The sequence below is a fragment of the Enterobacter sp. RHBSTW-00318 genome (genome assembly GCF_014101375.1).
GTDB classification, from domain to species: domain Bacteria; phylum Pseudomonadota; class Gammaproteobacteria; order Enterobacterales; family Enterobacteriaceae; genus Enterobacter; species Enterobacter ludwigii.
In genome coordinates, this window is the sequence record NZ_JABXQH010000001.1 from 4,463,318 (window position 1) to 4,481,962 (window position 18,645).

11 protein-coding genes and 1 pseudogene are annotated in these 18,645 nt (G+C 56.3%); 5 read left to right on the forward strand and 7 right to left on the reverse strand.

Annotated features, from left to right (window positions below; genetic code table 11):
* Positions 1-72 precede the first annotated feature (72 nt).
* A complete protein-coding gene (locus HV157_RS21980; RefSeq protein WP_106503362.1) occupies positions 73-1,272 on the forward strand; it encodes a nicotinamide mononucleotide deamidase-related protein YfaY in 1,200 nt (399 codons plus the stop codon).
* Positions 1,273-1,305: 33 nt separating this feature from the next.
* On the opposite strand, the gene glpC is transcribed toward HV157_RS21980, so the two are convergent.
* Genes glpC through glpA form a run of 3 tightly spaced genes read right to left on the reverse strand, consistent with a single transcriptional unit; the run spans position 1,306 to position 5,328 of the window.
* On the reverse strand, positions 1,306-2,496 hold the full coding sequence (gene glpC / locus HV157_RS21985) for an anaerobic glycerol-3-phosphate dehydrogenase subunit GlpC (protein WP_014170972.1): 1,191 nt from the start codon (positions 2,494-2,496) through the stop codon (positions 1,306-1,308).
* Positions 2,493-3,710 (reverse strand): glycerol-3-phosphate dehydrogenase subunit GlpB, encoded by a 1,218-nt coding sequence (gene glpB / locus HV157_RS21990; protein ID WP_182268938.1) that lies wholly within the window; start codon positions 3,708-3,710, stop codon positions 2,493-2,495. Before glpB ends, glpC begins: the two co-directional genes overlap by 4 nt.
* The gene (glpA, locus tag HV157_RS21995; protein ID WP_153852593.1) at positions 3,700-5,328 is read right to left on the reverse strand and encodes an anaerobic glycerol-3-phosphate dehydrogenase subunit A; all 1,629 of its coding nucleotides are present in this window, start codon (positions 5,326-5,328) and stop codon (positions 3,700-3,702) included. The genes glpB and glpA overlap by 11 nt, the downstream gene beginning before the upstream one ends.
* Before the next feature lie 255 nt (positions 5,329-5,583).
* On the opposite strand from glpA, the pseudogene glpT reads away from it, so the two are divergent.
* Positions 5,584-6,936 (forward strand): annotated as a pseudogene (gene glpT / locus HV157_RS22000) (glycerol-3-phosphate transporter).
* An 11-nt stretch (positions 6,937-6,947) separates the two neighbouring features.
* Positions 6,948-8,000, forward strand: coding sequence for a glycerophosphodiester phosphodiesterase (glpQ, locus tag HV157_RS22005; RefSeq protein ID WP_032678598.1), 1,053 nt, complete (start codon positions 6,948-6,950; stop codon positions 7,998-8,000).
* A gap of 48 nt (positions 8,001-8,048) precedes the next feature.
* Here glpQ and yfaE read toward each other — a convergent pair whose 3' ends face one another.
* The 4 genes from yfaE to ubiG form a co-directional block, all read right to left on the reverse strand.
* Positions 8,049-8,303 (reverse strand): class I ribonucleotide reductase maintenance protein YfaE, encoded by a 255-nt coding sequence (gene yfaE, locus HV157_RS22010; RefSeq protein ID WP_014170967.1) that lies wholly within the window; start codon positions 8,301-8,303, stop codon positions 8,049-8,051.
* A complete protein-coding gene (gene nrdB / locus HV157_RS22015; RefSeq protein WP_014170966.1) occupies positions 8,303-9,433 on the reverse strand; it encodes a class Ia ribonucleoside-diphosphate reductase subunit beta in 1,131 nt (376 codons plus the stop codon). Before nrdB ends, yfaE begins: the two co-directional genes overlap by 1 nt.
* Before the next feature lie 51 nt (positions 9,434-9,484).
* Positions 9,485-11,770 (reverse strand): class 1a ribonucleoside-diphosphate reductase subunit alpha, encoded by a 2,286-nt coding sequence (gene nrdA, locus HV157_RS22020; protein WP_182268939.1) that lies wholly within the window; start codon positions 11,768-11,770, stop codon positions 9,485-9,487.
* Between the two features lie 347 nt (positions 11,771-12,117).
* A complete protein-coding gene (gene ubiG, locus HV157_RS22025) occupies positions 12,118-12,846 on the reverse strand; it encodes a bifunctional 2-polyprenyl-6-hydroxyphenol methylase/3-demethylubiquinol 3-O-methyltransferase UbiG (protein ID WP_014170964.1) in 729 nt (242 codons plus the stop codon).
* 146 nt (positions 12,847-12,992) lie between these two features.
* Between ubiG and gyrA the strand changes: the two genes are divergently transcribed.
* Together gyrA and rcsC are read left to right on the forward strand one after the other, a co-directional pair.
* Positions 12,993-15,629, forward strand: a complete 2,637-nt coding sequence (gene gyrA / locus HV157_RS22030; RefSeq protein WP_014170963.1) for a DNA topoisomerase (ATP-hydrolyzing) subunit A — start codon at positions 12,993-12,995, stop codon at positions 15,627-15,629.
* 135 nt (positions 15,630-15,764) lie between these two features.
* Positions 15,765-18,611, forward strand: coding sequence for a two-component system sensor histidine kinase RcsC (rcsC, locus tag HV157_RS22035; protein WP_182268940.1), 2,847 nt, complete (start codon positions 15,765-15,767; stop codon positions 18,609-18,611).
* Positions 18,612-18,645: the final 34 nt, after the last annotated feature.

The following is an 18,645-nucleotide window of genomic DNA, read 5'->3' on the forward strand; positions in this document are numbered from 1 at the left end:
CGCGCCAGTTTCTCTCTTCTCCCGACATCCATTTGCGCTATAGTGTTTTGACCATATAAGCGGGAGAACACAATGATTAACGTGGAGATGTTATCCACCGGCGACGAAGTGCTGCATGGACAAATTATTGATACCAATGCTGCCTGGCTTGCCGATCTTTTCTTTGAGCAAGGATTACCGTTAACGCGTCGCAATACGGTGGGCGACAATCTTGAGTCACTGGTGAATGTGCTGCGCGAGCGTAGCGAACACGCCGACGTGTTGATTGTGAACGGCGGGCTCGGTCCCACCAGCGACGATCTCAGCGCCCTGGCCGCCGCGACCGCAAAAGGTGAAGGGCTGGTGCTGCATGAAGAGTGGCTGGCACAGATGGAGCGTTTCTTCTCCGAACGTGGCCGTGTTATGGCTCCCAGCAACCGCAAGCAGGCGGAAATTCCCGCCAGCGCCGAACTGGTCGATAACCCCGTGGGTACCGCGTGTGGGTTTGCCATTACGCTCAACCGCTGCCTGATGTTCTTCACGCCGGGCGTACCGTCAGAATTTAAAGTGATGGTTGAGCAGCAGATCCTGCCGCGCCTTCGCGAACGTTTTACCCTGCCTGAGCCTCCGCTCTGCCTGCGTCTGACCACGTTTGGCCGCTCCGAAAGCGATCTGGCCCAGAGTCTTGATCATCTCTCCCTGCCACCCGGTGTCTCAATGGGCTACCGCTCCTCCATGCCCATCATTGAACTCAAGCTGACAGGACCGGCCTCAGAGAAGGCGGCGATGCTGGCGCTCTGGCCGGAGGTGCAGCGCGTGGCAGGTGAAAGCCTGATCTTTGAAGGCACCGAGGGGCTGCCGGCGCAGATTGCGTCGCATCTGCAGTCTCGGCAACTGAGCGTGACCTTAAGCGAACAGTTCACCGGCGGCCTGCTGGCGCTGCAGCTGTCGCGCGCCAGTGCGCCGCTGTTGGCCAGTGAAGTGGTGCCGTTCCAGCAGGAAACGCTGGCGCAGACCGCGCGCTGGGCTTCGGAAAGAAGGGTGAAACATTTTGCTGGCCTGGCGCTGTTTGTGGGGGGGCTGGATGAGGAACATCTCAACTTTGCGCTGGCGACGCCGGAAGGCACGTATGCTTTGCGGGTTAAAATGAGCATTACTCGCCACAGTCTGGTGGTACGTCAGGAGGTCTGCGCCATGATGGCGCTGAACATGCTGCGCCGCTGGCTGAAGGGTAAAGAGGTGGCCAGCGAGCACGGCTGGATTAATGTTGTCGAATCGCTGTTTGTTGAGTGATGCCTTTGCCGGGGCATTTTGCCCCGGCACGGTTTAGCCCAGCGCCTTCGCCAGCAGAGTGATCGGATGCTCGCAGCGCTTGCTGGTAGACATCTCTATCTGCCACTTGCAGGTTTCGCAGTCGGTGACCACGATATCTGCGCCGCTCTCTTCAATCTGGCGAAACAGCGGGGCGCCGATCGCCTGTGACGTTTCGTAGTTTTCTCGCTTAAAGCCGTAAGTGCCCGCGATGCCGCAGCAGCGCGAGTCCAGCACCGTCAGCTCCAGCCCCGGAATGAGCCGCAACAGCTCAAGCGTATAGAGCGACCAGCCCATTTTCTCCATATGACACGGTGTGTGATACACCACTTTCAGCGGTAGTTCCCGCAGCGGCAGCGTTTGCCCGCTGTCCAGTTTGCGCCACAGGAAACGTGTCGCCAGCTCAATGTGCTCGCGCAGACCGGTGTTATCCACGTCCAGCAGGTGCGGATACTCATCACGCAGGGTGAAGGTACAGGTGGACGAGGTGGCCAGCACCGGAATCCCTTTATCAACGATGGCCTCGCGCAGGGACGTGACGTTGCTTTTGGCTTGTCTGCGCGCCTTATCGGTAAAACCGTTGGCAATCAACGGCACACCGCAGCACTTCTCTTTATTCAGGAGCTGCACGCCGGTCCCCATCGCGTTGAGTACCTTCAGCAGATCTTTTCCCAGTTGCGGGTGGTTGTAGTTGACATAGCAGCCGTGGAAGAACGCGACCTGATCGGTGTACTGCGCCTGTTCCGCTGCCACGGATGTATACCAGCGCCGGAAGGTACCGTGAGAGTATTTTGGCAGGCTGCGGTGGTGGTCTATCTTCAGCGTCGCATCCAGCAGTTTTCGCACCGGCTTGAGAGACGTTGCAGCATTCACCAGCGGGGCAAAAGGCGTGGAGACACTGCCCATCAGGTCGGTGTGACTCAGGATCGCATCGCGCAGGGACGGCTTTTGCGTGCTGTAACGCGCGCGGGCTCGCTGGATGATATCGCCGATCTTCACGTCCGACGGACAGGCCACTTCGCAACGTTTACAGTTGATGCAGTATTTCAGCGCCTCATCGTACAGCGCACCGTCTTTAAGACGCAGGCGCTCGCCGTCAGGTCCGGCCTGTTTCGGGCCCGGGTAGCGCGGATTCACACCGCTGACCGGGCAGACGGTGGTACAAACTGTGCATTTGATGCAGCTTTCAAACCGGGTATCGTTCATTGCTCAGCCTCCATGCGCTGGCCAATTTGCTCTGCCACATACAGCGCCGTGATGGCGCAGACCCCGCCGCCGCAACCCTGAGCGATGGGATCGTATCCCCCCAGAAGAGAGCCAATGGCATAGAGATTACTGACCGGCTGACCAGAAAGTTGCGGGTGCAGTTGCTTATCGACAATCACGCCGAACTGCTGCCAGGGTTGTGGGGTGAAGAAATCACTCTGATACCAGTCCGCGCGGGAGGGCGTTTGCCGGACATCCAGCCCCATAATTGCCTCCTGGATGCCGTCCCGACGGCTCAGCAGCCCGTTGCTGAAGAAACTGCCGCTTGCCAGCACCGTATAACGCGCGCGAAGCGGAATATCAGCGTGATTACGCGTCCAGACTTCGCTCACCGAGCCATCCGTCAGGGTGATTTTTTTCACCTCGTCACCCGCCATCCACACGCCACCCTGAGCGATAAACCGACGCTGAAGCTGGGTATGCAGGCGAATGCCGGGGACAGAAGGGGGAAGCGTCGGCAGCAGGCCAAGCGAGCAGGGCAGGCGATCCGAGAGCCAGCGCCAGAGCCGGTTGTCGCTTAAGCCAAAGCAGGCGGGCATAAACAGCGTGTCGCAACCTTCGGCAAGCGGCCGGAGCGCGGCATACAGCAGCGGCCATTTATCGTCGTTATCGAGAAAACGGGCAATATTCACCGCGCGAAACTCGCTCGGGTTGTCGCGCAGGACGTCAAGCTCAGGAAGCTCTATCTCAGCCGTGTGTGCGTTCACGCCCTGGCGACAGAGCGATGCCGCAGCGAGGTGGGGCTGGAAATCAAGAAAACCGCTAATACCCACGACCAGGACCCGTCCTGCGTTGAAGGGGGCAACAGGCACCTCTTCCGGGCTGAGCCAGGCAGAGCGCAGGGTGCCGAGCGGGGTAACCCGATGATGATTTTTCCGGGCGTTACCCTGCAGCCGTGCGCCACACTCGGCCAGAAGGGTTTCGGCTTCATGGGCGAGGCGGTCGACGGTGTCTCTGCCCGTCAGGTTATAGGGATGCTCTGGCGGCAGGGCATCGCGATACGCCTCATCCAGCAGATCCAGCGAACCCGACGAGAAGTGCAGTGCGCTCTGGCCCCGGGTGATGATGGCGCAGCGCAGCCCCTGCTTCGTTAGCCTGATACCACAGAGCAGACCCGCCAGCCCACCACCGACAATCACGGTATCAAATTTCATCCTGTTGCTCCTTCTCAAGACCGCACAGCCCCTGGTAGACCCAGCGGGTAAACTCGCTTTCACGCAGGGCATCACCCCAGGCGACAGGCTGAATGCCTTTCCAGCGTTCGTTCAGGAAATCACTGAGTTGTGCCAGCGACTGGGTGGCAGTGGTGGTATGAAAACGTTGTAACAACCCGGCGGCACGGCAGGCGCACAGCTCACCCTGGCAGGTGCCCATGCCCACGCGGGTGCGCCGACGTAAATCAAGCAGGCTGTTGACGGTCAGATTCTCCACGGCGTATTGCACTTCACCCGCCGTGACGGCTTCGCATTCACACACCAGGCTACGGCTCAGCCGTCCTTCCCCCAGCCAGACCGGCGTGCGGTCTCCGTGGCGGTAGATGGCGGAACCGCGCAGGGGGGCGGAAAGGGAGATGATTTTTTGCAGCGTTTTCTCGGTGGACTGACGCGAGCCGGGCAGAGGTTGCTCTGCGGTCACACACCGTTCGCTATTACCCAGCTTGCGGCAGACGGCATCGGTTGCCCACTCGGCCATCAGGCGGTAGGTCATCAGCTTGCCGCCGGTGATGGTGATAAACCCGTCCAGGCCATCGCGCGCGGCGTGGTCGAGCAGCACGATGCCACGGCTGACGTTGCGCCCGCTCGGGTCGTTATCGCTCGCCACCAGAGGGCGCACGCCGGCATAGGCGCGAAGAATTCGGGTCTGCGTCATCACGGGAGCCAGCTTTTCCCCTTCGCGCAGCAGGATATCCACCTCGTCGGCGGTCACGCGGTTGTAATCTATCTCGCTATAGTCCACGTGGGTTGAGGTGGTGCCGATAAGCGAAATGGTATCGCCCGGCACCAGGATGTCGGCATCAGAAGGTTTGCGGCAGCGGTTGATCACGTGGTTGTTAATGCGGTGGTCGAGGATCAGCAGCGAGCCTTTTGCCGGGAACATGCGCACAGACAGCTCGGCGTACTCCGCGATGCGTTGCCCCCAGATCCCCGCCGCGTTGACCACCACGGCGGCGTACAGTTCGCCATGCTCCTTATACTGCGTATCAAAAACACGTACGCCGCAGACGCGGTTCCCTTCCCGGATAAGCCCGGTCACTTCCTGCCCGGTCAGAACCTGTGCGCCGTGTTCACGAGCGTCCAGCATGTTCGCGGCGGTCAGGCGGAAAGGGTCAACCGTACCGTCCGGGACCTTCACCGCACCGATAAGGGCCGGGTTGACAGACGGTTCCAGACGACGCGCGAGTTCGGGGTCGATGACGTCAGCCTCAATCCCTGCAGCGCGGCAGGCGGTCACAAAGGTTGGCTGAAATGAGAGATCGTCTTCGGGAAGCGTAATGAACAGACCGTTGGTCGGTTCAATGCAGTGGCGGGCAATGCGTCTGAGGATCTGGTTTTCAGCAATGCATTCCCGCGCAGATTCGGGGTCGGTCACCGCGTAACGGGCACCACTGTGTAGCAGACCATGATTGCGCCCGGTTGCGCCCGTCGCAATGTCATGGCGCTCCAGAAGCGTGACGCTCAGCCCACGCAGGGCGCAGTCGCGTGCGATGCCGGCGCCGGTCGCGCCACCGCCAATGATAATCACATCGCTGTAGCGAGGATCGTGAATTGTCATTGTTATCCCTCTGTGTTCGTTTTTTACCATTTAGCCACATCAAAACTGTGGTTTGTTTGATTTCGAACATAAACGAACGAAATTCGAAAGTGAAACGTGATTCCATGCGCTTTTCTGCGCACATTGTCATATTTCTGTAACAATTTGTGCGTTGATTCACAGTAACAATCACCGTGATTTCTTAACATCGCCGCCTCTCTGGAGTGTGGGGCAGTTAAACCCCTGTAAATTCAATACCTGGCCACGGAGGCTGTCATGCTCAGTATCTTCAAACCTGCGCCGCATCGGGCGCGTCTGCCAGAGGCAGAAATTGATCCGCTATACCGTCGTCTGCGTTGGCAAATCTTCCTGGGGATCTTCTTCGGGTACGCGGCGTACTACCTGGTACGTAAAAACTTTGCGCTCGCCATGCCGTATCTGGTGGAGCAGGGCTTTTCTCGTGGCGATCTGGGGTTCGCGTTGTCGGGGATCTCTATCGCCTACGGTTTTTCCAAATTCATCATGGGTTCAGTGTCCGATCGCTCGAATCCACGCGTGTTCCTGCCTGCGGGTCTGATCCTGGCGGCAGCGGTGATGCTGTTCATGGGCTTTGTGCCATGGGCAACCTCCAGCATCGCCGTGATGTTCGTGCTGCTGTTCCTCTGTGGCTGGTTCCAGGGAATGGGGTGGCCGCCGTGCGGGCGCACCATGGTGCACTGGTGGTCGCAGAAAGAGCGTGGCGGCATCGTGTCGGTGTGGAACTGCGCGCATAACGTCGGTGGCGGTATTCCACCTCTGCTGTTCCTGCTGGGGATGGCGTGGTTTAACGACTGGAAAGCCGCGCTTTATATGCCTGCCTTTGGTGCCATTCTGGTGGCGGTTATCGCTTTCGCCCTGATGCGTGACACGCCGCAGTCCTGTGGCCTGCCGCCGATTGAAGAGTACAAAAACGACTATCCGGATGATTACAGCGAGCAGCATGAAGAAGAGCTGACGGCCAAATAGATCTTCATGAAGTACGTCCTGCCCAACAAACTGCTGTGGTATATCGCGGTGGCCAACGTCTTCGTGTACCTGCTGCGTTACGGCATCCTCGACTGGTCACCTACCTATCTGAAAGAGGTGAAGCATTTCGCGCTGGATAAATCCTCCTGGGCTTACTTCCTCTATGAGTACGCCGGGATCCCGGGGACGCTGATTTGCGGCTGGATGTCGGACAAAGTGTTCCGGGGTAACCGTGGTGCGACGGGCGTCTTCTTTATGACGCTGGTGACCATTGCCACCGTGGTTTACTGGCTCAACCCGCCGGGTAACCCGTCAATCGATATGGCCTGTATGATCGTCATCGGCTTCCTGATTTACGGCCCGGTGATGCTGATTGGTCTGCATGCCCTGGAGCTGGCGCCGAAGAAAGCGGCAGGTACGGCGGCCGGCTTTACCGGTCTGTTCGGTTACCTTGGCGGTTCGGTCGCGGCGAGCGCCATTGTGGGCTACACCGTTGACTTCTTCGGCTGGGACGGCGGCTTTATGGTGATGATTGGCGGTAGCGTGCTGGCGGTGCTGCTGTTGATTGTGGTGATGATTGGTGAAAAACGTCATCACGCCGAAATGCAGGCGCGTCGTCAATAAGGAGAAGGCTGATGAAATTAACTTACGTAGCAACGGGCCTGCTGCTGGCGGGCCTGATGACAGGCTCAGCGCTGGCTAACGAGAAAATGGTTATCGCCCATCGCGGCGCAAGCGGCTATCTGCCAGAGCACACGCTCCCGGCAAAAGCGATGGCCTATGCGCAGGGGGCAGATTATCTCGAGCAGGATCTGGTGATGACCCGTGACGACCAGCTGGTCGTCCTTCATGACCACTATCTTGACCGCGTGACGGACGTGGCTGAGCGTTTCCCGGCCCGCGCCCGCAAAGATGGTCGCTACTACGCCATTGACTTTACGCTGGATGAGATTCGTTCGCTGAAGTTTACCGAGGGTTTCGAGGTTGAAAACGGCAAGAAGGTGCAGGTCTATCCGGGACGTTTCCCGATGGGTAAATCTGATTTTCGCATTCATACCTTCGAAGAAGAGATTGAGTTTGTTCAGGGACTGAACCACTCAACCGGGAAAAACATCGGCATCTACCCGGAGATAAAAGCGCCGTGGTTCCACCATCAGGAAGGGAAGGACATTGCCGCGAAGACGCTGGACGTGCTGAAAAAGTACGGCTACACCAGCAAGCGCGACAAAGTCTATCTGCAGTGTTTTGACGCCGCTGAGCTGAAGCGCATCAAAACCGAGCTGGCGCCAAAGAGAGGGATGGATCTCAATCTGGTACAGCTGATTGCCTACACCGACTGGAATGAAACTCAGGAGAAACAGCCCGACGGCACGTGGGTGAATTACAACTACGACTGGATGTTTAAGCCGGGCGCAATGAAACAGATCGCGCAGTACGCCGACGGTATCGGACCGGATTACCATATGCTGGTGGCGGAAGGCTCAACGCCAGGCCACGTCAAGCTGACGGCAATGGTGAAAGAGGCGCACGCCAGTCATATGCAGGTTCATCCGTATACGGTGCGTGCGGACCAGCTACCGGCTTATGCGACGGACGTAAACCAGCTGTACGACGTGCTGTATAACCAGGCCGGGGTGGACGGGCTGTTCACCGATTTCCCCGATAAAGCCGTGCAGTTTTTGAAGTAAAAGAAAAAGGGCCGTAAGGCCCTTTTTTATGTCGCCCGGAGGGGCGGTTTACATCTCAATCTCTATATCGCCTTTTGCCCGGCAGCAGCAGGGCAAAATTTCACCTTCGTTGATGAAGGCCAGCGGTTCGGTCAGCCAGTCCACTTGTCCGGCGACTAAACGGCAGCGACATGATCCGCAATAGCCTGAGCGGCATTGATACTCCACTTCAACCTGATGCGCCTCAAGCGCAATCAACAGGGAAGGGTGTTCTTCCCGGCACAGCACTTCGGTACCGGAAAGGCTAAGCGTTACGCGGCTCATCAGAGCTGGAAGTCGCTCAGGTCGTCGGTATTAACTTCAGAGTCAATCTGCCCGACCAGATAAGAACTGACTTCCACTTCCTGTGGCGCAACCTGCACGTTATCGGATACCAGCCAGGTGTTGATCCACGGAATTGGGTTAGAGCGGGTCTTGAACGGCAGCTCAAGCCCGACCGCCTGCATACGGATGTTGGTGATGTACTCAACATACTGGCACAGGATATCTTTGTTCAGGCCAATCATGGAGCCGTCGCGGAACAGGTAGTCTGCCCACTCTTTCTCCTGCTGAGCGGCCAGCACGAACAGGTCATAGCACTCCTGTTTGCACTCTTCGGCAATCTCAGCCATCTCCGGATCGTCTGTACCGCTGCGCAGCAGGTTCAGCATATGCTGGGTGCCGGTCAGGTGCAGGGCCTCGTCACGGGCGATCAGACGGATGATTTTGGCATTACCTTCCATCAGCTTGCGTTCCGCAAACGCGAAGGAGCAGGCGAAGCTCACGTAGAAGCGGATGGCTTCCAGTGCGTTAACGCTCATCAGGCACAGGTAAAGCTGTTTCTTCAGCGCGCGCAGGCTCACGGTGACGGTTTTGCCGTTCACGGTGTGGGTGCCTTCGCCCAGCAGATGCCAGTAGCTGGTCATCTCGATCAGTTCGTCGTAGTAGTGCGCAATACCTTCAGCACGTTTCTGGATCTGCTCGTTAGTGACGATATCGTCAAACACCACCGCCGGATCGTTAACGATGTTGCGGATAATGTGGGTGTAAGAGCGAGAGTGGATGGTCTCAGAAAACGCCCAGGTTTCCACCCAGGTTTCCAGCTCCGGAATGGAGATCAGCGGCAGCAGCGCCACGTTCGGGCTACGGCCCTGAATGGAGTCCAGCAGCGTCTGGTACTTCAGGTTGCTGATGAAGATATGCTTTTCGTGCTCCGGCAACGCCTGGAAATCGATACGATCGCGAGAGACGTCAACTTCTTCCGGGCGCCAGAAGAAGGAGAGTTGCTTTTCAATCAGCTTTTCGAAGATGTCATATTTTTGCTGATCGTAGCGTGCCACGTTGACCGGTTGCCCGAAGAACATCGGCTCTTTGAGCTGGTCGTTTTTCGTCTGTGAAAAGGTGGTGTATGCCATGAATTGGAGTCCTGTCTTACGAAATAAAGGCGGGGATATCCCCGCCCTTCATTAGATCTTACATGCGCCGCTTTCGCAGCCATCGTCCTGAATTGACGGTGCCATGTCATCCTGAGCGTCTTCCGCACCATCACGGGTGTTGTGATAGTACAGGGTTTTCACACCAAATTTGTAGGCGGTGAGCAGGTCTTTCAACAGTTGCTGCATCGGTACCTTGCCAGACGGGAAGCGCGTCGGGTCGTAGTTGGTGTTAGCAGAAATCGACTGGTCGATAAACTTCTGCATGATCCCCACCAGCTGCAGGTAACCGTCGTTGTTTGGCATTTCCCACAGCAGCTCGTAGTTGTCTTTCAGCAGCTCGTAGTCAGGCACAACCTGACGCAGGATACCGTCTTTCGACGCTTTAATGCTGACGTGGCCGCGCGGTGGTTCAATACCGTTGGTGGCGTTAGAGATCTGCGAAGAGGTCTCAGACGGCATCAGGGCAGACAGCGTGGAGTTACGCAGGCCGTGAGTCTTGATGGATTCACGCAGCGCTTCCCAGTCCAGATGCAGCGGTTCGTTAGAAATCGCATCCAGGTCTTTCTTGTAGGTATCGATCGGCAGAATGCCTTTCGCATAGGTGGTTTCGTTGAACCACGGGCACGCGCCTTGCTCTTTCGCCAGCTCGTTGGAGGCTTTCAGCAGGTAGTACTGAATCGCTTCGAACGTTTCGTGGGTCAGGTTGTTCGCGCTGCCGTCGGAGTAACGCTTACCGTGTTTCGCCAGCCAGTAGGCAAAGTTGATAACGCCGATACCGAGGGTACGACGGCCCATTGCTCCACGTTTTGCCGCCGGGATTGGGTAGTCCTGGTAATCCAGCAGGGCATCCAGCGCACGCACGGCCAGCACCGCCAGCTCTTCCAGCTCTTCCAGGCTCTTGATAGCGCCCAGGTTGAAAGCAGAGAGGGTGCAGAGCGCGATTTCGCCGTTTTCGTCGTTAACATCTTCCAGCGGTTTGGTCGGCAGGGCGATTTCCAGGCACAGGTTAGACTGGCGCACTGGCGCAACCACCGGGTCAAACGGGCTATGGGTGTTGCAGTGATCAACGTTCTGAATGTAGATACGGCCGGTAGAGGCACGTTCCTGCATCATCAGGGAGAACAGGTCAACCGCCTTAACGCGCTGCTTACGGATGCTGTCGTCTTTTTCGTATTTGGTGTACAGACGCTCGAACTCATCCTGATCGGCGAAGAACGCGTCATACAGGCCCGGAACGTCGGATGGGCTGAACAGGGTGATGTCTTCACCTTTCAGCAGACGGGTGTACATCAGCTTGTTGATCTGTACGCCGTAGTCCATGTGACGAACGCGGTTGCCTTCAACGCCACGGTTGTTTTTCAGTACCAGCAGGCTTTCCACTTCCAGGTGCCACATTGGGTAGAACAGGGTGGCTGCACCACCGCGTACGCCGCCCTGAGAGCAGGATTTTACCGCGGTCTGGAAGTGTTTGTAGAACGGGATACAGCCGGTGTGGAACGCTTCACCGCCGCGAATCGGGCTACCCAGTGCACGGATGCGACCGGCGTTGATGCCGATACCGGCACGCTGGGAGACATATTTCACGATGGCGCTGGAGGTCGCGTTGATGGAATCCAGGCTGTCACCACACTCGATCAGAACGCATGAGCTGAACTGACGGGTTGGGGTACGCACGCCAGACATGATTGGCGTAGGCAGAGAAATCTTGAACGTGGAAACCGCATCGTAGAAACGCTTCACGTATTCCAGACGGGTGTCACGCGGGTAGTTAGAGAACAGGCAGGCGGCCACCAGAATATAGAGGAACTGGGCGCTTTCGTAGATCTCACCGGTCACACGGTTCTGAACCAGGTATTTGCCTTCGAGCTGCTTCACCGCCGCGTAAGAGAAGTTCATGTCGCGCCAGTGATCGATAAACCCGTTCATCTGCTTGAACTCTTCTTCCGTATAGTCTTCCAGCAGATGCGTGTCGTATTTGCCCAGCTCAACCATTTTCACCACGTGATCGTAAAGCTTTGGCGGCTCAAACTGGCCGTACGCTTTTTTACGCAGGTGGAAAATCGCCAGACGTGCAGCGAGGTACTGATAATCCGGGGCTTCACGGGAGATGAGATCCGCCGCAGCCTTGATGATGGTTTCGTGGATATCAGACGTCTTGATGCCATCGTAGAACTGAATGTGAGAGCGCAGTTCAACCTGGGAGATAGATACGTTATTCAGTCCTTCTGCTGCCCAGTCGAGAACACGATGGATTTTGTCCAGATTGATACGCTCGGTGGTACCGTCGCGCTTAGTCACCAGCAGACTCTGATTCATGTGGGTTTTACCTGTCCGTGAAATAAAAAATATCCCCCGCTTATCCACAGATCCGTCTTGTGACTAACTCTGTGGATAAATACTACATATAGGGGGTTTGCGATAAGAAAAACGCTATATGGTGAGTATTCTAGTATCGAATCTTTTCAGCACAAGGGTTGATTTTGACGTTAAATTGAGGTTGTCAAAGGGTAAAAAAGGCTAAGTCCTCGTACCGTAAGGCCTGGAAGAGATGTCAATAATTAAGAAAAAAAATTCAAAATTTGATCGAGTGCTGATTTCTTCAACGGGAGGTCAGAATTGCGCAACATGATGTCGCGCAATCTTTATAAGAATAATGGATGACGTCAGTCGTTTTTGGCGGTTGTATGCAACATATAGTTAACATCTACACCCGGTGCGAGTTTGAATTTATCGGTCAATGGATTGTAATGCAGACCGGTGATGTGCTGCTCCTTGAGCCACGTCTGATCAACCCAGCTCAGTAATTCAGCAGGCTTGATGAATTTCTTCACGTCGTGCGTGCCTTTTGGCACCATACGCAGCACATACTCCGCCCCGACGACCGCCATCAGCCAGGCTTTACCGTTTCTGTTGATCGTCGAGAAGAAGACCTGGCCGCCCGGTTTCACCAGTTTTGCACAGGCGTGAACCACGGACTGGGGGTCGGGAACGTGCTCCAGCATTTCCATACAGGTCACCACGTCGTACTGATGGGCATGCTTCGCCGCATGTTCTTCGACGGTTTCCTGCACATATTCCACCTGCACTCCGGATTCCAGCGCATGAAGACGGGCAACCTGCAGCGGTTCAAAGCCCATATCCAGACCGGTGACGGTAGCCCCTTCGCGCGCCATGCTTTCTGCCAGAATGCCGCCGCCGCAGCCGACGTCGAGCACTTTCTTACCGAACAGGCCGCCGGAACGCTCCGCGATATAGCCCAGGCGCAGCGGGTTAATGCGGTGCAGAGGTTTAAACTCACCTTCGAGATCCCACCAGCGGGATGCCACCGCTTCGAATTTGGCAATCTCTTCATGGTCAACGTTGTGAGCCACCGGGGATTTTTCGGCATTCATGGGCGCTTTTACTCCTTATTTTGCAAGACTTCGGAGTATATCAGCCCGCGCGGTTGAATAAAGCTTATTGGTTTACCTCAATCACCGCGGCTGTGTTATAATTTGCGACCTTTGAATCCGGGATACAGTAGAGGGATAGCGGTTAGATGAGCGACCTTGCGAGAGAAATTACACCGGTTAACATCGAGGAAGAGCTGAAGAGCTCCTATCTGGACTATGCGATGTCGGTCATTGTTGGCCGTGCGCTGCCGGACGTCCGCGATGGCCTGAAGCCGGTACACCGTCGCGTACTATACGCCATGAACGTATTGGGCAATGACTGGAATAAAGCCTACAAAAAATCTGCCCGTGTCGTTGGTGACGTAATCGGTAAATACCATCCCCATGGTGATTCCGCGGTGTACGACACTATCGTCCGAATGGCGCAGCCATTCTCGCTGCGTTACATGCTGGTAGATGGTCAGGGTAACTTTGGTTCTATCGACGGCGACTCCGCCGCGGCAATGCGTTATACGGAAATCCGTCTGGCGAAAATTGCCCATGAGCTGATGGCTGACCTGGAAAAAGAGACGGTTGATTTCGTTGATAACTATGACGGCACGGAACGCATTCCGGACGTTATGCCAACGAAAATCCCTAACCTGCTGGTGAACGGTTCGTCCGGTATCGCCGTCGGTATGGCAACCAACATTCCACCGCATAACATCACGGAAGTGATCAACGGCTGCCTGGCCTATATTGAGGATGAAGACATCAGCATTGAAGGGCTGATGGAACACATCCCGGGTCCAGACTTCCCGACGGCGGCGATCATCAACGGTCGTCGTGGTATTGAAGAAGCGTACCGCACCGGACGTGGCAAGATTTATATCCGTGCCCGCGCCGAAGTGGAAGCGGACGCCAAAACCGGCCGTGAAACCATCATTGTTCACGAGATCCCGTATCAGGTGAACAAAGCGCGTCTGATTGAAAAAATCGCCGAGCTGGTAAAAGAAAAACGTGTTGAAGGCATCAGCGCGCTGCGTGACGAATCTGATAAAGACGGCATGCGCATCGTGATTGAAATCAAACGCGACGCGGTGGGCGAGGTTGTACTGAACAACCTGTATTCCCAGACTCAACTCCAGGTCTCCTTCGGTATCAACATGGTTGCATTGCACCATGGTCAGCCGAAGATCATGAACCTGAAAGATATTCTGAGCGCGTTTGTGCGTCACCGCCGTGAAGTGGTGACTCGCCGTACTATTTTCGAACTGCGTAAAGCCCGCGACCGTGCGCATATCCTTGAAGCGCTGGCCGTTGCACTGGCAAACATCGACCCAATCATTGAGTTGATTCGCCGTGCACCAACCCCTGCGGAAGCGAAAGCGTCTCTGATTGCCCGTCCGTGGGATCTGGGCAACGTGGCCGCCATGCTGGAACGCGCTGGCGACGATGCTGCGCGTCCTGAGTGGCTGGAGCCTGAGTTCGGCGTGCGTGACGGTCAGTACTACCTGACTGAACAGCAGGCCCAGGCGATTCTGGATCTGCGTCTGCAGAAACTGACTGGCCTTGAGCACGAAAAACTGCTCGACGAATACAAAGAACTGCTGGAACAGATTGCCGAGCTGCTGCATATCCTGGGTAGCGCAGAGCGCCTGATGGAAGTGATCCGTGAAGAGCTGGAACTGGTCCGCGATCAGTTCGGCGATGAGCGTCGCACCGAAATCACGGCGAACAGCTCTGATATCAACATTGAAGATCTGATCAACCGCGAAGATGTGGTGGTCACCCTGTCTCACCAGGGCTATGTGAAGTATCAGCCGCTGACCGACTACGAAGCACAGCGTCGTGGCGGTAAAGGCAAATCGGCAGCACGTATTAAAGAAGAAGACTTTATTGACCGTCTGCTGGTGGCAAACACCCATGACACGATCCTCTGCTTCTCAAGCCGTGGTCGTCTGTACTGGATGAAGGTCTATCAGTTGCCAGAAGCGAGCCGTGGTGCGCGTGGTCGTCCAATCGTGAACCTGCTGCCGCTGGAAGCGAACGAACGTATCACCGCGATTCTGCCGGTACGTGAGTACGAAGAAGGCGTGAACGTCTTTATGGCGACCGCCAGCGGTACCGTGAAGAAAACCGCGCTGACCGAATTCAGCCGTCCACGTTCTGCCGGTATCATCGCGGTGAACCTGAACGACGGTGACGAACTGATTGGCGTTGACCTCACCTCCGGTTCCGATGAAGTGATGCTGTTCTCCGCCGCCGGTAAAGTGGTGCGCTTCAAAGAGAACGCGGTTCGTGCAATGGGCCGTACTGCAACAGGTGTTCGTGGTATCAAACTGGCCGGTGAAGATACCGTCGTTTCCCTGATCGTTCCGCGCGGTGAAGGTGCTATCCTGACCGTCACGCAGAACGGCTACGGTAAACGTACTGCCGAAAGCGAATACCCGACCAAGTCTCGTGGCACGCAGGGCGTAATCTCTATCAAGGTTACCGAGCGCAACGGATCCGTTGTGGGTGCGGTACAGGTAGACGATGCCGACCAGATCATGATGATCACGGATGCCGGTACGCTGGTGCGTACACGCGTATCTGAGATCAGCGTGGTTGGCCGTAATACTCAGGGTGTGATCCTCATCCGTACCGCGGAAGATGAAAACGTCGTGGGTCTGCAGCGTGTAGCTGAGCCTGTGGATGACGAAGAGCTCGACTCCATCGACGGTAGCGTCGCAGAAGGTGATGATGAAATCGCACCAGAAGCCGATACCGAAGATGATGCAGCGGATGACGCTGACGAGTAATGTCTCCTGATGCAAAAAGGGCCGGTTTCCGGCCCTTTTCTTTTGCACAAGCAGATAAGTGAACGTTGCGACAAGGCGCGTTTACCGCTACCTTAACCACATTCTTTTTGACCCCGACGGCGGAGCCTCGCCCCTTTGAAATACCTCGTCTCCTTTCGTACCACGCTGAAAGTCTCTCGCTATCTGTTTCGGGCGCTGGCGCTCTTGCTTTGGTTGCTGGTGGCATTATTGTCGGTGTTTTACATCGTTAACGCCCTTCATCAGAAAGAAGCGGAGATCCGCCAGGAGTTTAACTTAAGCTCCGATCAGGCCCAGCGCTATATTCAGCGAACGTCCGACGTGATGAAGGAGCTGAAGTACATTGCCGAGAATCGCCTGACCGCGGAAAACGGCATTCTTGCCATCCGTGGGCGTAATGACAAAACCGAAGTACCGAATTTCGAGCCGCTGTTTCCGGATTCCGATTGCTCTGCGATGGGCAGCACCTGGCGCGGTTCACTGGAGTCGCTCTCCTGGTTTATGCGCTACTGGCGTGACAACTTTTCCGCCGCCTATGATCTGAACCGCGTCTTCCTGATTGGCAGTGAAAATCTCTGCATGGCCGACTTTGGCCTGCGCGATGTGCCCGTTGAGCGCGATGATGCGCTGAAAAGCCTGCACGAACGTATTGTGAAATATCGCAATGCGCCGCAGGACGAGCGCGGGAATAACATCTTCTGGATAAGCCAGGGGCCACGCATGGGCGTGGGCTATTTCTACGCCCTCACGCCGGTCTATCTGGGCAATCGTCTGCAGGCGCTGCTGGGGATTGAACAGACCATTCGCATGGAAAACTTCTTCACGCCGGGCAGTCTGCCGATGGGCGTGACCATTCTGGATGAAAACGGACATACCCTGATCTCACTCGCCGGTCCGGATAATCGACTGAACGTCGATCCGCACTGGATGCAGGAGCGGTCGTGGTTTGGCTATACCTCAGGCTTCCGTGAGCTGGTGCTTAAAAAGAGCTTGCCGCCTTCGTCGCTGAGTATTGTCTATTCGCTGCCCGTGGATATGGTGCTTGAGCGGATCCGCATTCTTATCATGAACGCGATTTTGCTGAACCTGCTGGCCGGGGGGGCGCTGTTTACCCTGGCGCGAATGTATGAGCGCAAAATCTTTATACCCGCCGAAAGCGACGCCCAGCGGCTGGAAGAGCACGAGCAGTTTAACCGCAAGATTGTCGCCTCGGCGCCGGTGGGGATCTGCATCCTGCGCACGCAGGACGGGACCAATATCCTCAGTAACGAGCTGGCGCATAACTACCTGAACATGCTGACGCATGAGGACCGACAGAGGCTGACGCAGATTATCTGTGGCCAGCAGGTGAACTTCGTTGACGTGCTGACCAGCACGCACACGAACCTGCAAATCAGCTTTGTGCACTCCCGCTATCGTAATGAGAACGTGGCAATTTGCGTCCTGGTAGACGTCTCGGCGCGTGTGAAGATGGAAGAGTCCCTGCAGGAGATGGCGCAGGCCGCCGAGCAGGCCAGCCAGTCAAAATCCATGTTCCTCGCCACCGTCAGCCACGAATTGCGTACCCCGCTGTACGGGATTATCGGTAACCTTGATCTTCTGCAGACCAAAGAGCTGCCGAAAGGGGTCGATCGCCTGGTGACGGCGATGAATAACTCCTCCAGCCTGCTGCTGAAAATCATCAGCGATATTCTCGATTTCTCCAAAATTGAGTCGGAGCAGCTGAAAATTGAGCCGCGGGAGTTCTCTCCGCGCGAGGTGATGAACCACATCAGCGCCAACTATCTGCCGCTGGTGGTGCGTAAACAGCTGGGCCTCTACTGCTTTATTGAGCCGGACGTGCCGCTGACGCTGCATGGCGATCCGATGCGTCTGCAGCAGGTCATTTCTAACCTGCTCAGTAACGCCATTAAATTTACCGATATCGGCTGCATTGTGTTGCACGTGTGTCGGGCAGGGGACTACCTGAGTATTCGTGTGCGTGATACCGGCGTGGGTATCCCGGCGAAGGAAGTGGTGCGTCTGTTTGACCCGTTCTTCCAGGTCGGTACCGGCGTACAGCGTAACTTCCAGGGGACCGGGCTGGGTCTGGCGATCTGTGAGAAGCTCGTGAGCATGATGGACGGCGATATCTCCGTTGATACCGAGCCAGGCATGGGCAGCCAGTTTACTATCCGCATTCCGCTCTATTCTGCCCAGTACCCGGTAAAAGCGGTGGTGGACGGGCTGAGCGATAAGCGCTGCTGGCTGGCAGTACACAATGCCTCACTGAATGATTACCTGACGGCGCTTCTTACCCACAGCGGCGTGCGCGTGTCCCGCTATGAAGGGCAAACGCCGGATGTCGACGATGTGCTGATCACCGACGAGATGCTGGAACAACCCTGGCAGGGCAGAGGGGTGGTTCACTTCTGCCGTCGCCATATCGGTATTCCGGTCGAACGAGCTCCGGGTGAATGGGTGCACAGCGTGGCGACGCCGCATGAGCTCATGAGCCTGCGGGCACGTATTTACAGCGTGCAGCTGGAAGATAGCGATGGGGCGACGGAGTTGCCGTCACCGGATGCGCTGGCATCGCTGAATGACGATATGATGATTCTGGTGGTGGATGACCATCCGATTAACCGTCGCCTGCTGGCAGACCAGCTGGGTTCGCTTGGCTATCAGTGCAAAACCGCCAATGACGGCGTGGATGCGCTGAACGTGCTGAGTAAAAACCACATTGATATCGTTCTTAGCGACGTCAACATGCCGAATATGGATGGCTACCGTCTGACGCAGCGTATACGCCAGCTTGGCCTGACGTTGCCGGTCGTGGGCGTGACGGCGAATGCGCTGGCGGAAGAGAAACAGCGCTGTCTGGAGTCAGGGATGGACAGTTGTCTGTCGAAACCGGTGACGCTGGACGTCCTGAAACAGACGATTTCCGTGTATGCGGAACGGGTCAGAAAAGCGAGAGTATAAAAAAAGGCCCGTCAGGGCCTTTTTTGTTGTTTCC